The sequence below is a fragment of the Geomonas limicola genome (assembly GCF_014193675.1).
Classification (GTDB): Bacteria; Desulfobacterota; Desulfuromonadia; order Geobacterales; family Geobacteraceae; genus Geomonas; species Geomonas limicola.
In genome coordinates this window covers 104,572-126,896 of sequence record NZ_BLXZ01000011.1, presented here as the reverse complement: position 1 = coordinate 126,896, position 22,325 = coordinate 104,572, and the positions used below count along the sequence as shown (strand labels likewise).

Annotated in this window: 22 protein-coding genes; 18 read left to right on the top strand and 4 right to left on the bottom strand. The window is 62.5% G+C overall.

Annotated elements, in window-relative coordinates:
* Positions 1 to 116: 116 nt before the first annotated feature.
* The 14 genes from H7688_RS21535 to ptsP all read left to right on the top strand — a co-directional run bounded on the left by H7688_RS21535 (position 117) and on the right by ptsP (position 14,512).
* The gene (locus H7688_RS21535; RefSeq protein ID WP_183363313.1) at positions 117 to 2,042 is read left to right on the top strand and encodes an LTA synthase family protein; all 1,926 of its coding nucleotides are present in this window, start codon (positions 117 to 119) and stop codon (positions 2,040 to 2,042) included.
* Positions 2,043 to 2,079: 37 nt separating this feature from the next.
* On the top strand, positions 2,080 to 3,042 hold the full coding sequence (locus H7688_RS21530) for a GSU2086 family protein (RefSeq protein ID WP_183363312.1): 963 nt from the start codon (positions 2,080 to 2,082) through the stop codon (positions 3,040 to 3,042).
* 60 nt (positions 3,043 to 3,102) lie between these two features.
* Positions 3,103 to 4,566, top strand: coding sequence for a bifunctional D-glycero-beta-D-manno-heptose-7-phosphate kinase/D-glycero-beta-D-manno-heptose 1-phosphate adenylyltransferase HldE (hldE, locus tag H7688_RS21525; protein WP_183363311.1), 1,464 nt, complete (start codon positions 3,103 to 3,105; stop codon positions 4,564 to 4,566).
* 83 nt (positions 4,567 to 4,649) lie between these two features.
* Entirely contained in the window at positions 4,650 to 5,699 is a 1,050-nt protein-coding gene (gmd, locus tag H7688_RS21520) for a GDP-mannose 4,6-dehydratase (RefSeq protein WP_183363310.1), read from the top strand.
* A gap of 269 nt (positions 5,700 to 5,968) precedes the next feature.
* Positions 5,969 to 6,508, top strand: a complete 540-nt coding sequence (gene lptC / locus H7688_RS21515; RefSeq protein WP_246329918.1) for an LPS export ABC transporter periplasmic protein LptC — start codon at positions 5,969 to 5,971, stop codon at positions 6,506 to 6,508.
* Complete coding sequence (lptA, locus tag H7688_RS21510) at positions 6,508 to 6,990, top strand: lipopolysaccharide transport periplasmic protein LptA (protein WP_183363308.1); 483 nt, start codon at positions 6,508 to 6,510, stop codon at positions 6,988 to 6,990. Before lptC ends, lptA begins: the two co-directional genes overlap by 1 nt.
* Positions 6,977 to 7,708 (top strand): LPS export ABC transporter ATP-binding protein, encoded by a 732-nt coding sequence (gene lptB / locus H7688_RS21505; RefSeq protein ID WP_183363307.1) that lies wholly within the window; start codon positions 6,977 to 6,979, stop codon positions 7,706 to 7,708. Before lptA ends, lptB begins: the two co-directional genes overlap by 14 nt.
* A gap of 165 nt (positions 7,709 to 7,873) precedes the next feature.
* Positions 7,874 to 9,421: an RNA polymerase factor sigma-54 gene (gene rpoN / locus H7688_RS21500; protein ID WP_183363306.1), complete on the top strand. Its 1,548-nt coding sequence runs from the start codon at positions 7,874 to 7,876 to the stop codon at positions 9,419 to 9,421.
* A gap of 66 nt (positions 9,422 to 9,487) precedes the next feature.
* Entirely contained in the window at positions 9,488 to 10,036 is a 549-nt protein-coding gene (gene hpf, locus H7688_RS21495) for a ribosome hibernation-promoting factor, HPF/YfiA family (protein WP_183363305.1), read from the top strand.
* 210 nt (positions 10,037 to 10,246) lie between these two features.
* Positions 10,247 to 11,197: an HPr(Ser) kinase/phosphatase gene (gene hprK, locus H7688_RS21490; RefSeq protein WP_183363304.1), complete on the top strand. Its 951-nt coding sequence runs from the start codon at positions 10,247 to 10,249 to the stop codon at positions 11,195 to 11,197.
* 1 nt (position 11,198) lies between these two features.
* Entirely contained in the window at positions 11,199 to 12,062 is an 864-nt protein-coding gene (gene rapZ, locus H7688_RS21485) for an RNase adapter RapZ (protein WP_183363303.1), read from the top strand.
* Complete coding sequence (locus H7688_RS21480; RefSeq protein ID WP_183363302.1) at positions 12,059 to 12,454, top strand: PTS sugar transporter subunit IIA; 396 nt, start codon at positions 12,059 to 12,061, stop codon at positions 12,452 to 12,454. The genes rapZ and H7688_RS21480 overlap by 4 nt, the downstream gene beginning before the upstream one ends.
* A gap of 50 nt (positions 12,455 to 12,504) precedes the next feature.
* A complete protein-coding gene (locus H7688_RS21475) occupies positions 12,505 to 12,771 on the top strand; it encodes an HPr family phosphocarrier protein (protein ID WP_183363301.1) in 267 nt (88 codons plus the stop codon).
* Entirely contained in the window at positions 12,752 to 14,512 is a 1,761-nt protein-coding gene (gene ptsP / locus H7688_RS21470; RefSeq protein ID WP_183363300.1) for a phosphoenolpyruvate--protein phosphotransferase, read from the top strand. Before H7688_RS21475 ends, ptsP begins: the two co-directional genes overlap by 20 nt.
* A gap of 95 nt (positions 14,513 to 14,607) precedes the next feature.
* On the opposite strand, the gene H7688_RS21465 is transcribed toward ptsP, so the two are convergent.
* The gene (locus H7688_RS21465; RefSeq protein ID WP_183363299.1) at positions 14,608 to 15,384 is read right to left on the bottom strand and encodes a phosphorylase family protein; all 777 of its coding nucleotides are present in this window, start codon (positions 15,382 to 15,384) and stop codon (positions 14,608 to 14,610) included.
* 161 nt (positions 15,385 to 15,545) lie between these two features.
* Here H7688_RS21465 and hpnJ point away from each other — a divergent pair, with 161 nt between their 5' ends.
* The 3 genes from hpnJ to H7688_RS21450 all read left to right on the top strand — a co-directional run bounded on the left by hpnJ (position 15,546) and on the right by H7688_RS21450 (position 18,443).
* Positions 15,546 to 16,964: a hopanoid biosynthesis associated radical SAM protein HpnJ gene (hpnJ, locus tag H7688_RS21460; protein ID WP_183363359.1), complete on the top strand. Its 1,419-nt coding sequence runs from the start codon at positions 15,546 to 15,548 to the stop codon at positions 16,962 to 16,964.
* Positions 16,965 to 17,203: 239 nt separating this feature from the next.
* A complete protein-coding gene (gene hpnK, locus H7688_RS21455; protein ID WP_183363298.1) occupies positions 17,204 to 18,070 on the top strand; it encodes a hopanoid biosynthesis-associated protein HpnK in 867 nt (288 codons plus the stop codon).
* Positions 18,063 to 18,443, top strand: a complete 381-nt coding sequence (locus H7688_RS21450; protein WP_183363297.1) for an EamA family transporter — start codon at positions 18,063 to 18,065, stop codon at positions 18,441 to 18,443. The genes hpnK and H7688_RS21450 overlap by 8 nt, the downstream gene beginning before the upstream one ends.
* Positions 18,444 to 18,582: 139 nt before the next feature.
* On the opposite strand, the gene H7688_RS21445 is transcribed toward H7688_RS21450, so the two are convergent.
* The gene (locus H7688_RS21445) at positions 18,583 to 19,182 is read right to left on the bottom strand and encodes a chemotaxis protein CheD (RefSeq protein ID WP_183363296.1); all 600 of its coding nucleotides are present in this window, start codon (positions 19,180 to 19,182) and stop codon (positions 18,583 to 18,585) included.
* 131 nt (positions 19,183 to 19,313) lie between these two features.
* Here H7688_RS21445 and H7688_RS21440 point away from each other — a divergent pair, with 131 nt between their 5' ends.
* Positions 19,314 to 20,081: a DUF3108 domain-containing protein gene (locus tag H7688_RS21440; protein ID WP_246329917.1), complete on the top strand. Its 768-nt coding sequence runs from the start codon at positions 19,314 to 19,316 to the stop codon at positions 20,079 to 20,081.
* Between the two features lie 63 nt (positions 20,082 to 20,144).
* Here H7688_RS21440 and H7688_RS21435 read toward each other — a convergent pair whose 3' ends face one another.
* Entirely contained in the window at positions 20,145 to 20,654 is a 510-nt protein-coding gene (locus H7688_RS21435; RefSeq protein WP_183363295.1) for a cupin domain-containing protein, read from the bottom strand.
* A 209-nt stretch (positions 20,655 to 20,863) separates the two neighbouring features.
* Entirely contained in the window at positions 20,864 to 22,249 is a 1,386-nt protein-coding gene (gene asnS / locus H7688_RS21430) for an asparagine--tRNA ligase (RefSeq protein WP_183363294.1), read from the bottom strand.
* Positions 22,250 to 22,325 lie beyond the last annotated feature (76 nt).

The window sequence follows — 22,325 nt, the reverse complement described above, 5'->3', positions numbered from 1 at the left end:
CCCGGGACGAGCACCCTGATTTCTCGGGCCAACACCCTCACGGGCGGCCCGTACACCGCCGGCGGCAGCCCCTTCCGGGACACCGGCCGGACGAGAGCACTTGGAACCAACAACGCATGAACGATTTCTCCAAGGCGTCACGCGCGCCTGAAGGGTTTCTCCCCGAAGTAAAGGCCTTTGCCGGATTCCTGCTGCGCTACGGCATCACCTGGCTGGTCTTTTTCCTGCTCTGCCGCATCGCCTTCGTCGGCTACCACTTCGACAAGTTGCGCGGCCTGGATGCCGCCACCCTGGCCGGCATATTCGGCTACGGCCTCTACATCGATCTCTCCAGCTCCTGCTACCTGGTGGCCGTCCCGTACCTGCTCTGGCTGGCGAACCGCTACTACCCGATCCCCAAGGCGGCGAGCCTGGCGAAGATCTACACCTGGTGCTGCTTCGTGCTGGCCGCGCTCATCACCGGCGGCGACCTGCAGTCCTACCAGGAGTACGGCGCCAAGCTGAACGCCCAGACGGTAGCCTACCTGCGCTACCCCAAAGAGGCGCTCGCCTCGATCTCCTCCTCCCCCCTGGTGCTGCTCTTTGGCCTGGCCGGTCTCTTGGTGGTGGCCGGCGTCCTGTTGCAGCGCACCCTGTGTACCGGGCTCTACTCGGAGCGCGGCGGCCGCGGAGTGCGGGCGGGAGTGCTCCGCGCGGGCCTGGGCATCCTCGGCGCCGGGTTCATCTTCCTGGGGATCCGCGGCAGCGTGGGGGTCGCCCCCATGAACCCGAGCTTCGTCTACTTCTCGCAACACCAGTTCGCTAACCACGCGGCACTGAACGCGAGCTGGAACCTCCTCTACGACGTCAAGTACTACCTGCGTCACAAGGGGAACAGCTTCGTCTATCTCGCCGAGGACGAGGCGAAGGGCCGGGTGGAGCGGATCATGGGGCGCGGGGCCTCCAACGACACCGAGGAGGTGCTTACCACCAAGCGCCCCAACATCGTCCTCTTTATCCTGGAGAGCTGGACCGCCGACCTGATCGGCTCTTTGGGGGGCGAGAAAGGGGTCGCCCCGTTCTTCGACGAGCTCGCCAAGGACGGGATGCTCTTCACCGATTTCTACGCCAACGGCTACCGCAGCTCCTATGGCATCGCCGCGGTGCTCTCCGGGTTCCCCTCCACTCCCGAGGGGAGCGTCTTGAACCACCCGCTCAAGATGGAGCGGCTGCCGACCCTGGGGGGGAGCCTCGCCCAGGCCGGCTACGCCACCCAGTTCCACTACGGCGGCGACGACCGCTTCGACGACATGCACGCCTTCTTCGTGCACTCCGGGTTCCAGAAGATCGTGAACCGCGACTCCTTCCGCAAGGAGGATATGAACTCGAAGTGGGGTGCCCAGGACCACGTCCTGTTCAAGCGGGTGATCGACGATCTGAACAGCGAGCGCACCCCGTTTTTCAGCGCCATGTTTACCTTGAGCAGCCACGAGCCGTTCGAGGTGCCGATGCAGCCGGTTTTTCCGGGACGCGACGAGATATCGCTGTTCAAGAACTCGGTGCACTACTCGGATCGCAGCCTCAAGGGGTTCTTCGAGCAGGCGAGAAAACAGAGCTGGTACGCCAACACCCTGTTCATCTTCGTGGCGGACCACGGGCACTCCCTGCCGCTGCACCGCAGCGACATCGTTCCGGAGCGTTACCACATCCCGCTTTTGCTCTACGGCGAGGTGATAAAACCCTCCTACCGAGGTGTGCGCCGCGCCGAGATCGGGGCGCAATCCGACATTGCGGCGACCGTCCTCGCCCAGTTGGGGCTCTCCCACGACGGCTTTACCTGGAGCAACAACCTGTTCAACCGGCACCGCAACAACTACGCCTTCTACAACTCCTATACCGGGTTTGCCCTGCGCACTCCGGAGCAGACCACGGTCTTCGACAACGTCTCGCGCAAGGTGGTGCTGAGGACCGGCCCTGAGCTCCCCGAAGCCCGCCAGGTCGAGACGCTCAAGGATGCACAGGCCTACATGCAGTACCTCTACAGCCGCTACGCCGGGCTGTAAGCGGCGCCCCGGACTACTGAAGCAGAAAGGATCCCGCATGAAACGATATGAACCGTTGGATATCTCGGGTGTCAGCACCTACCCCATCGCCGAGCGCAAGAACAAGGTCTCGGTGGCCCATGACTTTGCCAAGCCGGTCAGGGCCGGGATGAGCGTCGCGGACCTTTTGGCCGCGCTCCCCAAGCAGCTCGGCTCCCAGGCCCTGAACAAGGTAATCGACGCGGTGGTCGCCGCGCGGCACAAGGGGAAGCCGGTGGTGCTCGCCATGGGGGGGCACGTGATCAAGTGCGGGCTGCAGCCGGTGTTGCGCTCGCTCATCGAGGCGGACGTCATTACCGCGGTGGCCTTAAACGGTGCCGGATCGATCCATGACTTCGAGATCGCCCTGATCGGCGCGACCAGCGAGGACGTGGGGGCCGTCTTGCACGCCGGCACCTTCGGCATGGCCGAGGAGACCGGGTTCCAGATCAACGCCGCGCTCAAGGCCGGTGTGGCCAAGGGGCTTGGGTACGGCGAGTCGATCGGCCGGATGATCAACGAGCGCGAGCTCCCCTTCAAAAGCGAGAGCCTGCAGGCCATCTGCGCCGAGCGCGGCATCCCGGTGACCGTGCACGTGGCGGTGGGAACCGACATCACCCACCAGCATCCCACGGCGGATGGGGCCGTCATCGGTCAGGCGAGCTACACCGATTTCCGGATCCTCACCTCCGTCGTCTCCGAACTGGGGGATGGCGGGGTGTACCTCAACATCGGCAGCGCCGTGCTGCTTCCCGAGGTGTTTCTGAAGGCGCTTTCCATCGCCCAGAACCTGGGGCACCACGTCGATCACTTCACCACCGCCAACTTCGACATGCAGCAGCACTACCGCCCGCTCACCAACGTGGTGAAGCGTCCGACCTCGGGGAAGAGCCACGGCTATACCCTAACCGGTCACCACGAGATCATGCTGCCGCTTTTCGCCGCTGGTGTGCTGGACCGCCTCGCCAAGGGGCACAAATAGGCTGGGCAATGACGATTCCCGCCGGCTGGGCGACAACGTTCGGGCGGAACTGGAGCTTTCATGGAACGCAGAGAAGTCGAATCCTTTTTTGAAAAAGCGACGCAGGTCCGGGTGCTGGTCCTGGGCGACCTGATGCTGGACGAGTACCTGTGGGGGCGGGCGGAGCGTATCTCGCCGGAGGCCCCGGTGCAGGTGGTTGAGGTGGTGCGCGAGGACCTGCGGCTGGGGGGCGCCGGCAACGTGGTGCACAACCTGGTGGCCCTAGGCGCCAGCGTCTCGATCTGCTCGGTGATCGGCGCGGACCCGAACGGTGCGCTGCTGCGCCAGGCGTTTCAGAACCAGGGGGTGGAACTCGCCGGCCTCTTCGAGGAAGCCGAACGCAAGACCAGCAAGAAGACCCGGGTCATCGCCGCCAACCAGCAGATCGTCCGGATCGACCGGGAAAGCCGCAGCGAAGTGGCGGAGGCGAGCCAGCAGGCGATGCTCAGCTACCTCAAGGAGAACGCAGGCCGTTTCAACGTCATCGTCGTCTCGGACTACCTGAAAGGTGTGCTCACCCCGGATGTCCTGGCGGCGGTCTGCCAGGCCGGGCGCGACCTCGGGATCCCGGTGGTGGTCGATCCCAAGGGGAGTGACTACGGCAAGTACCGGGGAGCCACGCTGCTCACCCCCAACCGCAAGGAGGCGGAGATCGCCTCGGGTGTCGCCATCGTGGACCAGCAGAGCCTGGAACTCGCCGCCGAGCGCCTCCTGGGTTCTCTGGAACTCGACGCCCTTCTCATCACCCGGTCCGAGGCCGGCATGTCGCTGTTCCGCGGCGGACTCTCCGCCGTGCACATCCCGACCGTGGCGCGCGAGGTATACGACGTGACCGGCGCCGGCGACACGGTAATCTCGGTCCTCTCGCTGGGACTTGCCTGCGGCCTCGAGCTCCCGGAAGCCGCCTGGGTGGCCAACGTGGCGGCAGGGATCGCGGTCGGCAAGCTCGGCACCTCGGTGGTGCTCCCCCAGGAGATCGTGGCCGAGGTGGGGCACAGCCAGAAGGACGCCGATACCAAGATCAAGAACCTCGACGTGCTGGCCCACCTGATCGCCGGCGAGCGCTCCCGCGGCAAGAAGATCGTCTTCACCAACGGCTGTTTCGACCTCCTGCACGTGGGGCACGTGAAGTACCTGCAGAAGGCCCGCCAGTTCGGCGACCTGCTGGTGGTGGGGCTCAACTCCGACGCCTCGGTACGGCGCCTGAAGGGGGAACGCCGGCCGCTCATCGAGGAGTCCGAGCGGGCGCACATCCTCGCCGCACTCGACTGCATCGACTTCGTGGTCCTCTTCGACGAGGACACACCGGTGCGGGTGATCGAGGGGGTGCAGCCCGACGTCCTGGTGAAGGGGGGCGATTACTCCCTGGACCAGGTGGTAGGGCGCGAGATCGTCGAAGCCCGCGGCGGGCGGGTCGAGCTGGTCCAGTTCGTGGACGGCAGGTCCACCAGCCGCATCATCGAAAAGATTTTGGCCTCCTATTGAGGCCTTTTCCCGATCCTGCTTGCGTTGACGGCTGCGGTCGGGTATTTTTGTTAATTTGAAAATTACGCGTTTTCGGAGGACCCATGAAGAAAGCATTTATCACCGGCATTACCGGGCAGGACGGCTCCTATCTCACCGAACTGCTCCTCTCGAAGGGGTACGAGGTCCACGGCATGATCCGCCGTTCCTCGTCCTTCAATACGGGCCGGATCAACCACATCTACCGCGACCCGCACGAGGAGGACACCAAGCTCTTCCTGCACTACGGCGACCTGAATGACGCAAGCTCCATCAACCGGCTGTTGCGCGAGGTCCGCCCGGACGAGATCTACAACCTGGGTGCGCAAAGCCACGTGCGCGTCTCGTTCGACGTCCCGGAATACACCGCGGAGATCGACGCCCTGGGCGCGGTGCGCATCCTCGAGGGGATCCAGGAGACCGGGCTCGATACCCGCTTCTACCAGGCTTCCTCCTCCGAGCTCTACGGCAAGGTGGTGGAGACCCCGCAGAAGGAGACCACCCCCTTCTACCCGCGCTCCCCGTATGCCTGCGCCAAGGCCTACGCCTTCTACATCACGCTTAACTACCGCGAGAGCTACAACATGTTCGCCTGCAACGGGATCCTCTTCAACCACGAGTCCCCGCGCCGCGGCGAAACCTTCGTAACCCGCAAGATCACCCGCGCCGCCGCCCGCATCAAGCTGGGGCTGCAGGACCGCCTCTACCTGGGGAACCTGGATGCCAAGCGTGACTGGGGCTTTGCCGGCGACTACGTGGAGGCGATGTGGCGCATGCTGCAGGCCGACACGCCGGACGACTACGTGGTGGCAACCGGCGAGACCCACAGCGTGCGCGAGTTCGCCGAGCTGGTCTTCGCCCGCCTGGGGATGCCGATCGAGTGGCAGGGGCACGGTGAGGCCGAAAAGGGTATCGACAGTACCTCGGGCAAGACGGTCATCGAGATCGACCCGCGCTACTTCCGCCCGGCTGAGGTGGACCTCCTGTTAGGCGACCCCGCCAAGGCCCGCCGCGAGCTGGGGTGGGAGGTCAAGACCAGCTTCCCGCAACTGGTCGAGATGATGACCGACTGGGACCTGAAACTTGCCGAGCGCGAGCAGCGCGCCAAAGGTTAAACCCACAAGGGGTGCGGGTGCCGGTTTTCGGCAGCCCGCACCCCTTTTTTCACCCGGCGCCTTCCGGCCGGAGTTCTTCCCCTTCCCGGTGTTCCCTCCTGTAGCTCACTGTTTTAAACCGTAAAACATTTGCTGTGTTTACGCCCTTTTACAATCTCTGTGCCAAACTCCCGCTTTTTAATAAAATAGGCTTTACACCCATTTTTTATGATGCTATACTTTGGTCCGAAATCATGCATAAAGTCAATAATATCAGGCGATTTCTCGTCATGCTGGCATCAGTTGTCACCCTTTGCGTGGTCGGCACCATCGCGTACCGGATGCACCAGGAAGGAGCGCCCTCACGCAAGGTCCCCAAACTTCCTCTCAAGGTCGATGTTTCCCTGCAGCGGGTCCATTACACCGAGACGAAAAAAGGGGTCAAGCGTTGGGACCTTTCCGCGGAGCGTGCGGAGTACAACAAGGAGGCCGACTCCACGACCCTTATCGGAGTGAAGCTGGTGGTAGCGGGCAGCGGCTCCACCGGTGACCTGGAGGTGACCGCGGAGCGGGCCGAGTACCGCAACGCAACCCGCGACGTCACCCTCTCCGGGAAGGTGCTCGGGCGCAGCGCTTCGGGGCTCGAGTTCTCCACCTCGCGGATCACCTACGTAGCGGCCCGCTCGCAGTTGGAGACGGACCAGCCGGTGCAGTTCAAGGATGGCGGTTTCGAACTCAAGGGGACCGGGATGGAGTTTCAGACCCAGGCACGGAGGCTTAAGGTAATGAAGGACGTAAGCGCGGTGTACCGGCCGCAGGGGGTACGCTGATGCGCGGGTTCCTTCCGTTTCTGCTACTGATTGTTCTGGTTGCCACGGCGCAGGCCACACCGGTCGCCAGCCGGGAACCATTAACTATCAAGTCGGACACGCTGCGTGCCGATAACGACAAGAAGACCGCCACCTTCGAAGGGAAAGTGGTGGCGCGCCAGGGGGATCTCACCCTGTACGCCGATCGCCTGGTGATCAGCTACTCGGGCGACGGCAAGGACCTGAGCCGCGCCGAGGCCTTCGGCAACGTCCGGATCCTGCAGGGACCCCGGCAGGCGACCGGAGCCCACGCGGTGTACGATCCCAAGCTGGCCCGCATCGTCCTGGACGGCTCCCCCAAGGTGACCCAGGGTGGTGACGTCATCACCGGCAAGCTGATCACCTACTACGTGAACGAGCAGCGCAGCGAGGTGACCGGCGGTCCCGGCGAGCGCGTGAACGCGGTGATCCATCCCGGCGGGGGGAAAGATGTCAAACCGTAGCACCCTGAGCACCAGGGGGCTCGCCAAGGGATTCAACCGGCGCATGGTGGTAAACGGGGTGGACATCTCCGTGAGCTCCGGCGAGGTGGTGGGGCTCTTGGGCCCCAACGGCGCCGGCAAGACCACCACCTTCTACATGGTGGTGGGGCTCGCCAAGCCGGACCAGGGGGAGGTCTTCCTGGACGGCGACCCGATCACCGAGCTCCCGATGTACCTGAGGGCCCGGCGCGGCATCAGCTACCTGCCGCAGGAGCCCTCGGTGTTCCGGCGCTTGACGGTGCGGGAGAACCTCCTGGCGGTCCTCGAGACCATGCCGCTTCCGCAGGTAAGAAGGCGCGAGCGGGTCGAGGAGCTTTTGAGCGAGTTCCGCATCGAGCACATCGCGGGGAGCCGCGGCTTCGCCCTCTCGGGTGGCGAGAGACGCCGGGTGGAGATCGCCCGGGCGCTTGCCACCGATCCGGCCTTCATCCTCCTGGACGAGCCGTTTGCCGGGATCGACCCGATCGCGGTCATCGACATCCAGAACATCATCACCGAGTTGAAGGAGCGCGGTCTCGGCGTCCTGATCTCGGACCACAACGTGCGGGAGACCCTGGGGGTCTGCGACAAGGCCTATATCATGAGTGCCGGCGAGGTGCTCGAATGCGGCGACCCGGTGCAGATCTCCCAGAGCAAGAAGGCGCGCGAGATCTACCTGGGGGACAAGTTCCGTCTCTAAAAAAATCGGCAATGCGGCAGGGCCGAAGAAAAGCACCAGCGTTTCCGTGCACATGAGCCCCTTTCGGTGTATTCTTCACTTAGGGGGGAATTCCAATGAGACTGCCTCGGTACCCGGCAGCTCCAGAGTTCACCGAAGAATTCAGTAGGGTTTCAAAGAGGATTTATGGCTATTGAGATGCGCCAGCAGATGAAGATGAGTCAGCAACTGGTGATGACCCCCCAGTTGCAGCAGGCGATAAAGCTTCTCCAGCTCTCCCGCTTGGAGCTGCAAGACGTGGTACGCCAGGAACTGGAAGAGAACCCGATCCTGGACGAGGCGATCGAGCAGGAAGAGGTCCGGGAGCCCGAACAGCTGGAACTGCGGGAGCGGGAGGTGGAGCCCGAGAGCCCCGCCTCCGATTTCCAGGAGGTGCGCACCGGTGAGGAGACCCGGGAGGCCGACTGGGATTCCTACATCGACGGCTACAACTACAGCTCCGGCGAGCAGTACTACGACGACGAAGATCGCCCCTCTTTCGAAAACCTCCTGACCAAGAAATCCACCCTGGGCGATCACCTGCTCTGGCAATTGAGCCTGACCCGGTTCACCGAGCGCGAGATGGTGCTCGGCGCCGAGATCATCGGCAACATCGATGAAGACGGCTACCTGCGCGCCACCTTGTCCGACGTGGCCGAGGCCTGTGTGCAGGTGTCACCCTTCCAGGAGGAGCTCCTGGAGTGGGCGGGGCTTGGCCCCGACGCCGATGCCGGCCAGAAGGAGGAGGCGAGCCAGGGCTTCGCCGAGACGGTGCTGGTCCCCTTGTCCGAGCAGGTGCTGAAACGGATCCAGGAGTTCGACCCGGTCGGCGTCGCGGCGCGCGACCTGCGCGAGTGCCTGCTTTTGCAGGTGGCGAGCCTGGGAATGGGCGGGACCATCGTGGAGGCGCTTTTGCGCGACCACCTGAAGGACCTGGAAAGCCGCCGCTACAAGCAGGCCGCCAAGGTTCTCGGGGTCGAGGTGGATGACATCCTGGCCGCCTCGAAGATCATCGCCGAACTCGACCCGAAACCGGGCCGCGTCTACGGTTCCGACGACGTCCAGTACATTTCCGCCGACATCTTCGTGCACAAGGTGGGCGACGAGTACGTGGTGATGCTGAACGACGAGGGGATGCCCAACCTGAGGATCAACCCGCTCTACGCACCCGACACCAAGGCGTCCCGCCCGGTGGACAAGAAGTGCGAGGAGTACATCGGCGAGAAGATGCGCTCGGCCATCTGGCTCATCAAGAGCATCCAGCAGCGCCAGCGCACCATCTTCAAGGTGGCCAAGAGCCTGGTGAAGTTCCAGCGCGAGTTCCTGGACCGCGGCATCGAGTACCTGAAACCGTTGGTCCTGCGCGACATCGCCGAGGACATCGGCATGCACGAGTCGACCATCAGCCGCGTCACCACCGCGAAGTACATGCAGACGCCGCAGGGGCTCTTCGAGCTCAAGTACTTCTTCAACTCGGGCATCTCCACCGGCGAGGGGGACTTCATCGCCTCGGAGAGCGTGAAGAGCAAGATCAAGGAGCTGGTCGACGCGGAAGACCCCAAGCGCCCCTATTCGGACCAGCGCCTGGCCGAGATGCTCTCCACCCACAACATCGTCATCGCGCGGCGCACCGTCACCAAGTACCGCGAAATGCTCCGCATCGGTTCGTCCTCGGAGCGCAAGAAGCATTTCTAAACGTCCGTCCCCGCCTGGCCATGGGCGGCAGCCGGCGTGTATTACAATAAAGGGAGGTACCAAGTCATGCAGATAACGACGACATTTAGGCACATGGAAGCAAGCGAAGCCCTGAAGAGCTACGCTGAAGAGAAGCTGGAGAGGGTCAAGAAGTACATCGACGAGCCGATTGTCGTCCAGGTTTTCCTTACCGTCGAGAAGATCCGTCACATGGCCGAGGTGACTATCACCGCTAAAGGGATCACGATCAAGGCCGCTGAGGAAACCAACGACATGTACGCCTCGCTGGACGCGGTCTCTGACAAGATCGAGCGCCAGCTGCGCCGTTTCAAGGAGCGCATCAAAGCACACAAACCTGCCTCGGACGCCCGCGAGCGCCAGGTCCAGAAATCCATCGTCGAGGCCCAGAGCATCGAGGAGGCCAGCGCCGCCCCGGTGGTGATCAAGACCAAGAGCTTCTCCATGAAGCCGATGAGCGTGGAAGAGGCCGTCATGCAGATGGAACTGCTGCACAAGGACTTCCTGGTCTACACCGAGTCCTCGACCGAGACCATCAACGTGGTGTACCGTCGCAAAGACGGCAACTACGGGTTGATCGCACCGGAAAACGTATAACGGCGCCAGAGATGTAAAAACCAGTTCCACGTTCTGCGCTCTACGTTGAAACCCAAGGGGGACTGCGTAGAGCGTAGAGCGCGGAACCGCTAACCTAAAACCCGTTCTACGTTTAGCTTCTACGTTACCCACCCTTGACTCGGACAACGTAGAACCTGGAACGCAGAACCGCTTTTTTTGAGCGGGGAAAGGTCGGTAGCAGTGAACAACATGAGCCTCAGCATCAAGGACCTTCTCGAGGACAAGGCCTACGGGCTCGACTTGAAGCTCATCGGCGGGGCGGTCGGGCTCACCAACCGCCTCTACAGTTCCCGCATCCAGAAACCGGGTCTGGCGCTCACCGGGTACACGGAACACCTGCATCCGGACCGGGTCCAGGTCCTGGGCAATACCGAGATCTCCTACCTACGACAGATTCCCGACGCGGTCGGGCGCAAGCACATCGAAACCCTGTGCAGCTTCCCGATCGCCTGCTTCATCGTCACCAAGGGGCTGGATCCTCCCGAGTTCCTGAAGACCTCCGCCGAGGGGGCGGGGATACCGCTTCTGGTGTCGCACCACCAGTCCTCCACCTTCATCTCCCTGGTCACCAAGTTCCTGGAAGAGAGCCTGCTCCCCTCGACCCACATCCACGGCGTTCTGGTGGACGTTTTGGGCGTGGGTGTCCTGCTTTTGGGTAAAAGCGGCATCGGCAAGAGCGAGTGCGCCCTGGACCTGGTGATCCGCGGACACCGGTTGGTGGCAGACGACATCATCCACATCAAGAAGAAGATGCCTGCGGCCCTGGTGGGACAGGCGGGAGAATCGATCCAGCACCACATGGAAATCCGCGGCCTGGGGATCATCAACATCAAGGACCTCTACGGGGTCTCCTCGATCCGCGAGAAGAAGATCATCGACCTGGTGCTGGAGCTCATGGAGTGGGATGCCAGCCAGGAGTACGACCGCCTGGGGATCGACGAGCAGGTGAAGACCATCCTCGGCGTGGACCTGCCGCACCTGCAGGTACCGGTCCGGCCGGGCAGAAACCTCACCTCCATCATCGAGGTGGCGGCCCGCAACTTCCTGCTGAAGGGGATGGGGTACCACTCGGCGAAGGAGTTCCACGAAAAGCTCCTGGCCCGCCTCGAGGTGAGGCCCCTGGGCAACGAGGTGGAGTGAAATGCGCATCGTGATCATCACCGGGCTCTCCGGCTCGGGAAAATCCACCGCGGTTCGTGCCCTCGAGGACGAAGGATTCTTCTGCCTGGACAACCTCCCGGTCTCCCTGGTCTCCACCTTCATCGACCTGGTAGAGCACTCGCGCGAGGATATCAAGGACGTGGCGCTGGTGATGGACATCCGCAGCCGCGACTTCATGAAAGGGTATGACGAGGTGTTCAGGAACCTGACCCACGCCGGTCACATCCTGAAGATCTTCTTCTTCGACTCCAGCGACGAGGTGCTGATCCGCCGCTTCTCCGAGACCAGGCGCCGGCACCCGGCCCTGGACGGCGGCACGGTCCCCGAGGGGATCCGCTTCGAGCGCGACCAGCTGGCGGGCCTCAGACGCATTGCGACCGCCATCATCGACACCTCCGAGATGAACGTGCACCGCCTGAAGGAGGTGGTGATCTCCAGCATCAAGGGGAGCGAGAGCGCCCTGGAGATGCAGGTGAACCTGCAGTCCTTCGGGTTTCGTTACGGCATCCCGCTCGAGAGCGATCTGGTCATGGACGTCCGCTTTCTCCCGAACCCCTACTTCGTCCCGGCGCTGCGCCCGTTCTCGGGGCTCGAGCAGGGGGTGCGCGACTACGTCCTGGGCCAGAAGGAGACCGAGGTCTTCCTGGAGCGCTTTCGGGGTCTTTTGGAGCACCTGCTCCCCGGTTACCGGCGGGAGGGTAAGTCGTACCTTTCCGTCTCGATTGGCTGCACCGGCGGTCGGCACCGTTCGGTCGCCATCGCAGAAGAGCTGTACCAGTATTTCAGGCAGAGAAACGTAAATATCAAGATCACCCACAGGGATATCGACAAGGGGCAGGGATGATAGGACTGGTTGTAGTAACGCATGCGGGGGTGGCAGCCGAGCTGCTCGCTGCGGCGGAGATGATCGTCGGGAAACTGGAGCTGGTGGAGGTGGTGGGAATCGCCCCGGACACCCAGGCTGCGACGGTGATGGCTTCCATCAAGGAGGCGGTGGGCCGGGTCTCCGGCGCCGGCGCCATTATCATGACCGACATGTTCGGCGGCACGCCGTCCAACATGAGCCTCTCCTTCCTGGAGGAGGGGAGGGTCGAGGTGCTGACTGGGGTGAACCTCCCGATGCTGATCCGGTTCACCCAGGACCGCAACCGGTTGGCGGTGGGCGAGTTGGCCTTGAAACTCAAGGAGAGCGGCCGCGAGGGGATCTCGGTGGCCGGAGACTACCTGAAAAGGTAGCGGCCGGGGCCGACACCGGCCCCAAGCCGACAGGATACGAAGAGAGGCATATGAATCAAGGTGAATTCGTGATACCCAACAAGCTCGGACTGCATGCCCGGGCCAGCGCATTGTTGGTGAAGACCGCGAGCCGCTTCGGCTCGGAGATCAAGATCGAGCGCGAGGGTGTCGAGGTGAACGGCAAGAGCATCATGGGGATCATGATGCTGGCGGCCGGCAAAGGGAGCGTCGTGACGCTTAAGGTCGAGGGGCCGGATGAAGCCGAGGCCTTCGAGGCAATCGGGGAACTGATCCGCAATGGATTTGGTGAAGAGTGAAGCCAGACAATTCCAGGGGATGGGCGCCTCGGCCGGTATCGCCATCGGCCAGGTTCGCATCACCGAACGGCGCCGGGTAATCGTCACCGAGTACCCGATCTCCGCCGACGGCATCCCCGCCGAGCGCTTTCGGCTACGCAAGGCGCTGGACCGCACCAAGGAGGAGCTTGCCGCCCTTAGGGAGCAGCTCTCCGAGACCCACGGTCCCGAGCACCTCTGCGTGATCGATGCGCACCTCCTGCTGCTCGACGACAACATGCTGATCAGCGAGACCACCGGCTACATCGAGCGGTTGGGGATCAACGCCGAGGGGGCGCTCAAGCGTACCATGAGCCGCTTCAAGACCTTCTTCGACGCCGTGGACGACGAGTACCTGCGCGAGCGCGGTAACGACATCGAGGTGGTGGTCGAGCGGGTACTGCGCACCATGGTAGGCGAGAAACAGGAATCTCTGGACCAGATCGAGGGGAAGGCCATCGTGGTGGCCCACGAGCTCTCGCCGGCCGACATCCTGCAGATCGACAAGGAGAAGGTGGTTGGCTTCGTCACCGACCTCGGCGGCAAGACCTCGCACTCCTCCATCCTGGCCCGTGCCTTCGAGATTCCCGCTGTGGTCGGGGTCGAGCGGATCACCAGCGAGGTGAGCGACGGCGATACCGTGATCATCGACGGTGCCACCGGTGTGGTGATCCTGAATCCTGATCCCGAGGTGTTCCGGGAGTACCTGCAGCGCAAGCAGCGCTACGAATACGTCGAGCGCGAGCTGTTGAAACTGAAGGACCTGCCGGCCCAGACCCTGGACGGCCACCGAATCCGCCTCAAGGGGAACATCGAGTTCGTCGAGGAAGTCTCCGCCATTCACAAGCACGGCGGCGAGGGGATCGGCCTGTACAGAACCGAGATGCTCTTCTTCAATCGCGCCAGCTACCCGGACGAGGAGGAGCAGTACCAGGCCTATGCCGCCATCGTCCAGGCCATGGCGCCGCGGCCGGTGACCATCAGGACCCTTGACGTCGGGGGGGACAAGTGCCTCACCGAGCCGGGTCTGACTGATGAGATGAACCCGGCCCTCGGGGTGCGCGCCATCCGGCTTTCGCTGCGCCAGCCCAAGGCCTTCAAGGCCCAGCTGCGCGCCATCCTGCGTGCCAGCGCGCTGGGGCCGGTACAACTCTTCTTCCCGATGGTCTCGGGTGTCGCGGAAGTGAGGCAGGCCAAGGCACTTCTCGAGGAGGCCAAGGCCGAGCTGCGCGGCAAGTATCCCTTCGACGAAGAGATCCAGATGGGGATCATGATCGAAATCCCTTCCGCGGTGGTGATCGCCGACCTCCTGGCGGCCGAGGTGGATTTCTTCAGCATCGGCACCAACGACCTGATCCAGTACACCCTGGCCATCGACCGGACCAACGAGCACCTCTCTTCGCTCTACGAGCCGCTGCACCCGGCAGTCTTACGGTCACTTAAGCAGGTGGTGGACGCGGCACACCGGGCCGGCATCGAGGCCCACATCTGCGGCGAGATGGCTGGGGACCCGGAGTACCTCCCGTTCTTGCTGGGGATGGGGTTCGATGAGCTCTCCATGAACCCGGTCTCGATCCCACGGGTCAAGAAGATCCTGCGGCGCTGCACCATGGCCGAGGCGAAGCAGGTAGCGGACCGGATGGTGACCTTCGCCACCGCGACCGAGGCGGACAGCTACCTGAAGAGCGAGATTGCGGCAAGGTTCTCCGAGAGCTTCGACTGAGTCGCGAGTAGTACAACTGCGGAAGAATTGAAGGGGCGAACCTCGTGTTCGCCCCTTTTTCGTGGTGGGCACGTTTAAACCGCTCTGGAAACGTCTTAACCGTTCTTGAGAACTTCTACGAGCGTTTCCAAGGCCCCGTGAACGCCAGTTGCCAGGCTTTTGCCGGCGCGGCTCGTGTTGTCGGCGAGCCTGATCAGCTGGGGGATGATACGCGGCTTGCGGGCGATGGTCCAAAGCACCCGCGGCAGGCGGATCTTGAGGTCGGCATCGCAGAACTCGTCGAGGGAGAAGCCGAGCTCTTCGTCGGCAGCATCGCTGATGCAACGCAAAACGAGTGCCGGGATGCCCGCGCGGGCTGCCTCGGTCATGAAGGCTGCCGACTCCATGTCCAGTACCGGGTGGGGAAGCTCGGACGGGAGCCGCGCCTGCAAGGCTTGCTTGCTGGTGATGGACGCCGCGGTGATGACCGTTCCCTGTACCATCCGCTGCGTCCCTGACGCCAGGGAGGCGGAAACCGCCTGGACCAACCCGGGGGCCGGAATGGGCTGCTCGATAACCCGGTCTTCTGCCAGAAACAGCACCCGCTCAGCAAGGACCAGATCCGCCACCTCGAGTCCCGGTCGTACCGCTCCGGTGAAGCCGAAATTAAGCAAAAGCTGGGGGGCAGCATCTTCGATGAGGGCCCGGGTCGCCGCCTGGGCGTGGCGCAGCCCCATTCCCGACTCTATGAGAGTTACCGGCACACCGGAGACCTCGAAGCGATACCAGTTGTACCCCACGCGGTGCTCCTTGCGGGGCTTTCCCACCCTGCGCAAAAGAGGAGCGATCTCCTCCGGCATGGCCGCCACCAATCCCAGTCCAGTGATTCCCATAACATCCCCTTTTCCTTGACTGCCGCGCACTTTAGCAGAGGGCGCCGACCGTCGCAACGTTAAAACTCGGGGGGCTTTGGTCTTGACAAAAAACCGGTGCCGCTTTATTGTGACGGATTGTTTTTTAAAGAGACCCCATGCTGCAAAAGGGAGCCGACTATATGAAACCGCTATTTCTCAACCCGCCCACCTTCGAAGATTTCGACGGTGGCGCCGGTGCCCGTTATCAGGCCTCGCGTGAGGTCACCTCGTTCTGGTTCCCGACCTGGCTCACCTATCCGGCTGGCATGATCGAGGGAAGCCGCGTGGTGGATGCGCCGGTGCAGCGCCTCGACCTCGCCGCCTGCCTGAAGATCGCCCAGGATTTCGACCTGGTGCTGATGTACACCTCGACCCCGACGCTCCCTATCGACGTAGAAACCGCGCGCCGGATCAAAGAACAGAAACCCTCGACCGTGATCGTCCTGACCGGCCCGCACGTCACCATCCTCCCGGAGGAGAGCCTCCGGTTCGCAAAGGGGATAGTGGACATCGTCTGCCGCGGCGAGTTCGACTACGCCGTGAAGGAGATATGCGAAGGTGTGCCCTGGGAGCAGGTCGCCGGCATCAGCTTCCTGAAGGACGGCGAGGTGGTGCACACCCCGGATCGGCCGATCCTCACCGACCTTGACAGCCTGCCGTTCTCCAGCCAAATCTATGCGCGTGACCTCCCCATCGAGGAGTACATCATCCCGCATATCAAGCACCCCTACGTCTCCATCTACACGAGCCGCGGTTGCCCGGCACGCTGCGTCTTCTGCCTCTGGCCGCAGACCTACTCCGGCCACAAGATGCGCACCAGGAGCCCGGAGAACGTCTTCCAGGAGGTGAAGTGGATCAAGGAGAACCTGCCGCAGGTAAAGGAAATCTCCTTCGACGACGACACCTTCTCGGCCGACAAGAAGCACGCCATCGCCGTCTCCCGTCTCATCAAGCCGCTCAACGTCTCCTGGGTCATCAATGCTCGCGCCAACTGCGACTTCGAGACCTTGAAAGAGATGCGCGCCGCCGGTCTGCACCACGTCATCGTGGGATACGAGTCGGGCGACGAGCAGATCCTCAAGAACATCAAGAAGGGTGTCACCAAGTCCCAGGCCATCGAGTTCACCCGCAACTGCCGGAAGCTCGGGATCACCATTCACGGCGCCTTCATCATGGGGCTTCCGGGTGAGACCAGGGAGACCATCAAGGAAACCATCAAGTACGCCATCGAGCTGGACCTCGACTCGATCCAGGTCTCCATCGCCTCGCCGTACCCGGGGACCGAGTTCTACGCGCTCGCCAAACGCGAAGGGTGGATCGCCTCCGATACCTACATCGACGCCGAGGGCCACCAGCAGTGCGTAATAAACTACCCCGGGCTCTCCAACCAGGAGATCTTCGACGCCGTCGAGCTGTTCTACAAGAAGTTCTACTTCCGTCCCAAGTACATCGCCCGCAGCATCTGGAAGATGGTAGTCGACTCCAAAGAGCGCAAGAAGCTCCTCAAGGAAGGCGCCCAGTACCTGGATTACATGCGCAAGAGAAAGCAGGGGAAGTAAGGCAGGGGTTGAGGCAGGGACTAGGGATTAGGGACTAGGGTCTAGGGTCTAGGGTCTAGGGATTAGGGCTAGGGAAAGTCAACTGCACTTCCCGTTTCACCAGGTACCCGGCTATGTCCAGGAATTAAAAGATGACAAAGGGGAAGGGCTAGATACAGATCGGTGAGGGAAGAGGTCCTTCGGGGTTGCAGTCCCTAGCCCCCAGTCCCTTAGTCCCTGAATTTAAGCCCCTGAATTTCATGCGACAGCTCATCATCAACGCCGACGACTTCGGCTTAAGCCCTGGCGCGAACCTCGGGATCGTCAAGGCCTGGCAGCAGGGGATACTGACCTCCACCTCGCTTATGGTGCGGGGTGCGGCGGCCGAGGAGGCCGTTGCGCTTGCCAAGGAGAACCCGGGGCTACAGGTCGGCCTGCACCTTACCCTGGTGCAGGGGCGTGGAGTGCTGCCGGCCCATGGGCTTCCCGCCCTGGTCGACGCCGACGGCAACTTCGGCAACGACCCGGTCATGGCCGGCATGCGCTACTTCTTCCTCAAGCCACTCCGGAAGCAGCTCTTCAAGGAGATCGAGGCGCAGATCACTGCATTCCTCGAAACGGGGCTTGCGTTGAGCCATGTGGACGGCCATCTCAACATCCACATGCATCCGGCAGTGTTCGACGTCCTCACCGAACTCATGCCCAGGTACGGTATCACCACCTTCCGGCTGTCACGCGAGAACCTTTCGGCGAACCTCGCCGTGGACCGCCAGCGACTGGTCGGCAAGTGTGCCGACGCCTTCATCTTCGCCAGCCTCGCCAAGCGCTGCCGGCCGCAGCTGGACCGGCTGGGGATCCGCTACGCCGGCGAGGTGAAGGGGCTACTCAACTCGGGCCGAATGACCGAGGAGTACCTGCTCAAGGCACTGGACAGCGTGGGCGAAGGGCTCACCGAGATCTATTTCCATCCGGGCTGCCGCCCCTGCGCGGAGCTGGACCGCTGGATGCCCGAGTACCGCCACGACGACGAGCTTGCGGCACTCACCAGCAGGAAGGTGACGGCCAAGCTGGCTCAATCGGGCATCACCCTGAGAAACTATCGAGGAGAAGAGAAGAACTATGCTTAAGACTGTGATCGTGATGCTGCTGGCGGTGACGGCGGGGACAATCGGGGATATCCTGCTGGCGCGCGGGATGAAAGAACTGGGGGATCTCTCGACGATGAACCTGAAGGGGATCCTCAACGTGGCCCTGCAGGCACTCAGCTCCCCGAAGCTTATGTTCGGCACCGTCATGCTGGCAATATTCTTCTTCCTCTGGCTCGCCGTACTCTCCTGGGAGGACCTCTCGGTCGCACTCCCCATGCAGGCGCTCAATTACATCCTGGTTGCCTTCCTGTCCCAGTACTTCCTGCACGAGGTGGTGACCCCCATGCGCTGGGCCGGAACCGTGCTGGTTGCCATCGGGGTCGTGATGATCACCAAAAGCGGCGGCGCCTAGAAACGGTCCGTCTGCAGCAGTTAACGAAAAAGCCGCCTCCCATGGGGAGAGCGGCTTTTTTTGTGTGTGTTTATGGTGCATGAGAAGTGGTGCTCCGGGCAAACGACGCGTTCTCGTCCCCGCTCCCCTAGCGAATGCACTAGAGCCAGATGTCCTGCGTGGGGAGTGTGAGCTCCTGGATCTCGATCGCCTTCAGCCAGCAGTTGCGGTCGCGCTGTGCCAGCCGCTCGCTGCTGCTGCGCTCCACCTTCCTCAGGTACACCGCGAAGTCGCCGTTCGAGAAATGGATCACCCGCCCCTTGTCGCCACCCAGCTCCTTAGCCTGGATCGGAATGCGCTCGTCCTCGAGAAAATCATGGATGAACCGGCAATTCACCTCGCCCACGCAGAAGAAGTTGCCGATAGCGCCGGTACGCTGCAGGATGGTGGCGCCGCCGAACACCTTGGCCTGCAATTTCTTGCGGTCGGCCCCCAGGTGCATCATCTCGTTGATGAGGAGTTCCATGGCCTGGATCCCGTAACGCCCCGCATCGGTGCGGTAGTGGGGCAGATCCCGGGAGTAGCGCCGGTTGCTGAGCATGAAATGGTTCATTCCCACCACGCGGTGCACGGGGTCGTAGAGACAGGCGGCTACGCAGGAACCAAGGAGCGTCGAAATGGTTACCGGTTCCTTGGAAGCGTAGAGCTCACCAGGTTCCAGGGTGACATGTTTGAACCTGCCGAGGGTTTCTATTTTCATGAAGGAGGATCTCTTTGTGTTCCGTTGCTCAATGGTTTCAAGGGCCAAAGAGGATTCAATCATCATGAGACTAAGGGACAACCTTCACCTTTTCACTTGAAAAGACCTGACCTTAGAGCTAATCTGTCCCGATGAAAAACTTTCTTCGTTTGAAACTTCTCGTCTTCTTCCTTATCGGCAGCCTGGGCGTTCTCTCCAGTGCTTATGCAGCATCCTCGCTTACCGTCCCCGAACGCCTGGTGTACGACATCAGCTGGACCGGGATCAAGGCTGGCACTGCCATCCAGGAGGTGACCCTGCGGGATGGCGACCTGCACATCGTCTCCACGGTCCACTCTGCCGGGTGGCTCAGTCCGATCTTCCCGGTCGACGATCGTACCGAGTCGGTGGTGGCCCGCGGCAACGGGAGCGAAGCGATCGGTATGCCGAAGACCTACTACGAAAAGATCAACGAGGGGAGCTTCCACACCCTGAAGGAGGCGCACTTCGACGCGGTGAACCTGAAGGTGCACTCCAAGGATCACCTGAAGAAGACCGAGAAGACCGACAGCATCACCGCGAAGACCTTCGACAGTCTCTCGTGCATCTACTTCGTGCGTACCAGCGAGCTGGAAATCGGCAAGTCGCTCTTCGTGGAGATCTACGACTTCAAGAGGCTCTGGAACACCGAGGTGCAGGTGCTGCGGCGCGAGGAGATCAAGACGTCGGTTGGAAAGTTCAAGACCATCGTGGTGAAGCCGCTTCTGAAAAGCGAGGGGCTTTTCGCCCGTACCGGCGAGGTGACGGTGTGGCTCACCGATGACGAGCGCCGGATTCCCGTGAAGATGACCACCAAGGTGAAGCTGGGGAAGATCACGGCGACTCTGGTGGGCGGGAGCTACTGGCCCGAGCAGAAGTAAAAAGTTGGCCCAAAAAGTAAAGGCCCCGGCGGCAGAACCTGCCCCGGGGCCTTTTTTCGTTTTTCAGCTGCGGGTGAAGCGGGTGATCAACTCGGCGGCGTGCGGGTAGCGCTCAAGGAGCTCCGCCGCGCGCGGCATCCGGAAGTCGTCGAAGTCGAACCCCGGAGCGACCAGGCAGCTGGTCAGGGTAAAGGCTCCCAGGCTGCGGGCGGCCTGCGGCACGTCTGGCGCTACCACGATGAGCGACTCTCCCGGCTCTCCCGGAGCGGCAAGCGTGACCAACTGCGGCTCCGGGTCGAGCAGTGCCAGCTCGAGCGGCGCACCTGCCAGATGGATCCAGACCTCCTCGCTGGTCACGCTGTGGAAGGCGGAAAAGTCACCTTCCCTGAGCAGGAAGTAGATGGCGGTAAGTGCCACCCGCTCGCCGGGGTAGCCCTGAGGGGTCCCGACCGATCTCCCCGAGCGGTGTACCTCTGCGAACCACCCCCCTTCCGGGTGCGGTTTGAGCCCGTAGCGGGCGATGAGCGCCTCGGCGTCGGCCGCGGCCCTGTCCTGGCCCTTTCTCTGCGCCATTAAGGCTTCTCCCTTATCTCGCGTAACCTTTTCAGCTAGTCCCTCTTCCCTTGCGGGAGAGGGTTAGGGTGAGGGGGGAGGTGCCGCTTCGGTGCAGCTGGCAGCTTCACCCACCCCCTGACCCCCTCCCGTCAAGGGAGGGGGAAGGTCGCGGATCTTCATTGGATGAGTTTTTTAAGATGGGGGCAGGATCTCTGGTGGATCCCGGGCTAGAACTCCGCGTGGCGCGGGGTGCGCGGGAAGGGGATCACGTCCCTGATGTTCTCCATGCCGGTCAGGTACATGATGAGCCGCTCGAAGCCAAGGCCGAACCCGGCGTGCGGCGTGGTCCCCCAGCGGCGGCTGTCCAGGTACCAGGAAAGGCTCTCGGGGTCGATGCCGGTCTCCTGCATGCGCGCGGTCAAGCGGTCCAGGCGCTCCTCGCGCTGGCTCCCGCCGATGATCTCGCCCACCTTGGGTACCAGCAGGTCCATGGCCGCCACGGTCTTGCCGTCGTCGTTCTGGCGCATGTAGAAGGCCTTGATCTCTTTGGGGTAGTTGAGGATGAAAACCGGTCCGCCTACCACCTGCTCGGTCAGGTAGCGCTCGTGCTCGGATTGCAGGTCGAGTCCCCACTCCACGGGAAACTGGAAGGAGACCGGCGCCTTCTTGAGGCGCTCGATCGCCTCGCCGTACTCCATGCGGGCAAAGGAGGCGTTGGCCACCGCCTGGATGCGCTCGATCAGCCCCTTGTCGATCTGGGTATTGAAGAATTGCATGTCTTCGGCGCAATTTTCCAGGGCATGGCTGCAAAGCCGCTTTAAGAAGCTCTCTGCCAGGTCGGCATCGTCGTTGAGATCTGCGAAGGCCATCTCGGGCTCGATCATCCAGAACTCGGCGGCGTGGCGCGCGGTGTTGGAGTTCTCGGCACGGAAGGTGGGGCCGAAGGTGTAGATGTCGGAGAAGGCCTGGGCGAAGAGTTCCCCCTCCAACTGCCCGCTGACGGTAAGTCCGGTGGCCCGGGAAAAGAAGTCCTGCGAGAAATCGACGCTGCCGTTTACCAGCGGCGGCTTGGCGAGATCGAGCGTGGTGACCCGGAAGAGTTCGCCGGCCCCCTCGCAGTCGTTGGCGGTGATGATCGGGGTGTGCACGTAGAGAAAGCCGCGCTCGGCAAAGAATCGGTGCACCTCCTGGGCCAGCGAGGACCTTACCCGGAATACGGCGCCGAAGGTGTTGCTGCGCAGTCTCAGGTGCGCGATGGTGCGCAGAAACTCGAAGCTGTGCCGCTTCTTCTGCATGGGGTAGCTCTCGTCCGCCCCGCCAACCACCTCGACCCGGGCTGCCTTCAGCTCGAGTGCCTGCCCCGCTGCCGGGGATTCCTGCAAAAGGCCGGTCACCGCGATGGCGGCGCCGGTGCCCAGTGCGCAGACCTCGTTGAAGTTCGCCAGGTCCGGTTCGGCTACTACCTGCAGTCCGGCAAGACTGGAGCCGTCGTTAAGCTGGATGAAGCAGACACCTTTGCCGGTTCTGACGCTGCGCACCCACCCCTTCACGAGGCATTCGCTCCCCGGTTTACCTTCACTGAGTGCCTGTTTCACCTTGGTACGTGCGGTCATAGGAACGTCTCCCTCTGGAAGCAAAAAGATTTCCTATTTTAGCACAGCGTAATGAGGTCGGCAAAACCATAGTTGA

Bases quoted from the DNA above. Each gene is read 5' to 3' on its own strand.
- H7688_RS21475 (WP_183363301.1), top strand. From the start codon at position 12,505: ATGAATCAAGGTGAATTCGTGATACCCAACAAGCTCGGACTGCATGCC.
- lptB (WP_183363307.1), top strand. From the start codon at position 6,977: ATGTCAAACCGTAGCACCCTGAGCACCAGGGGGCTCGCCAAGGGATTC.
- asnS (WP_183363294.1), bottom strand. From the start codon at position 22,249: ATGACCGCACGTACCAAGGTGAAACAGGCACTCAGTGAAGGTAAACCG.
- H7688_RS21465 (WP_183363299.1), bottom strand. From the start codon at position 15,384: ATGGGAATCACTGGACTGGGATTGGTGGCGGCCATGCCGGAGGAGATC.
- H7688_RS21530 (WP_183363312.1), top strand. From the start codon at position 2,080: ATGAAACGATATGAACCGTTGGATATCTCGGGTGTCAGCACCTACCCC.
- gmd (WP_183363310.1), top strand. From the start codon at position 4,650: ATGAAGAAAGCATTTATCACCGGCATTACCGGGCAGGACGGCTCCTAT.
- H7688_RS21480 (WP_183363302.1), top strand. From the start codon at position 12,059: ATGATAGGACTGGTTGTAGTAACGCATGCGGGGGTGGCAGCCGAGCTG.
- hprK (WP_183363304.1), top strand. From the start codon at position 10,247: ATGAGCCTCAGCATCAAGGACCTTCTCGAGGACAAGGCCTACGGGCTC.
- H7688_RS21450 (WP_183363297.1), top strand. From the start codon at position 18,063: ATGCTTAAGACTGTGATCGTGATGCTGCTGGCGGTGACGGCGGGGACA.
- lptC (WP_246329918.1), top strand. From the start codon at position 5,969: ATGCTGGCATCAGTTGTCACCCTTTGCGTGGTCGGCACCATCGCGTAC.
- H7688_RS21435 (WP_183363295.1), bottom strand. From the start codon at position 20,654: ATGGCGCAGAGAAAGGGCCAGGACAGGGCCGCGGCCGACGCCGAGGCG.
- H7688_RS21445 (WP_183363296.1), bottom strand. From the start codon at position 19,182: ATGAAAATAGAAACCCTCGGCAGGTTCAAACATGTCACCCTGGAACCT.
- rpoN (WP_183363306.1), top strand. From the start codon at position 7,874: ATGGCTATTGAGATGCGCCAGCAGATGAAGATGAGTCAGCAACTGGTG.
- ptsP (WP_183363300.1), top strand. From the start codon at position 12,752: ATGGATTTGGTGAAGAGTGAAGCCAGACAATTCCAGGGGATGGGCGCC.
- H7688_RS21535 (WP_183363313.1), top strand. From the start codon at position 117: ATGAACGATTTCTCCAAGGCGTCACGCGCGCCTGAAGGGTTTCTCCCC.
- lptA (WP_183363308.1), top strand. From the start codon at position 6,508: ATGCGCGGGTTCCTTCCGTTTCTGCTACTGATTGTTCTGGTTGCCACG.
- rapZ (WP_183363303.1), top strand. From the start codon at position 11,199: ATGCGCATCGTGATCATCACCGGGCTCTCCGGCTCGGGAAAATCCACC.
- hpnJ (WP_183363359.1), top strand. From the start codon at position 15,546: ATGAAACCGCTATTTCTCAACCCGCCCACCTTCGAAGATTTCGACGGT.
- hpf (WP_183363305.1), top strand. From the start codon at position 9,488: ATGCAGATAACGACGACATTTAGGCACATGGAAGCAAGCGAAGCCCTG.
- hldE (WP_183363311.1), top strand. From the start codon at position 3,103: ATGGAACGCAGAGAAGTCGAATCCTTTTTTGAAAAAGCGACGCAGGTC.
- hpnK (WP_183363298.1), top strand. From the start codon at position 17,204: ATGCGACAGCTCATCATCAACGCCGACGACTTCGGCTTAAGCCCTGGC.
- H7688_RS21440 (WP_246329917.1), top strand. From the start codon at position 19,314: ATGAAAAACTTTCTTCGTTTGAAACTTCTCGTCTTCTTCCTTATCGGC.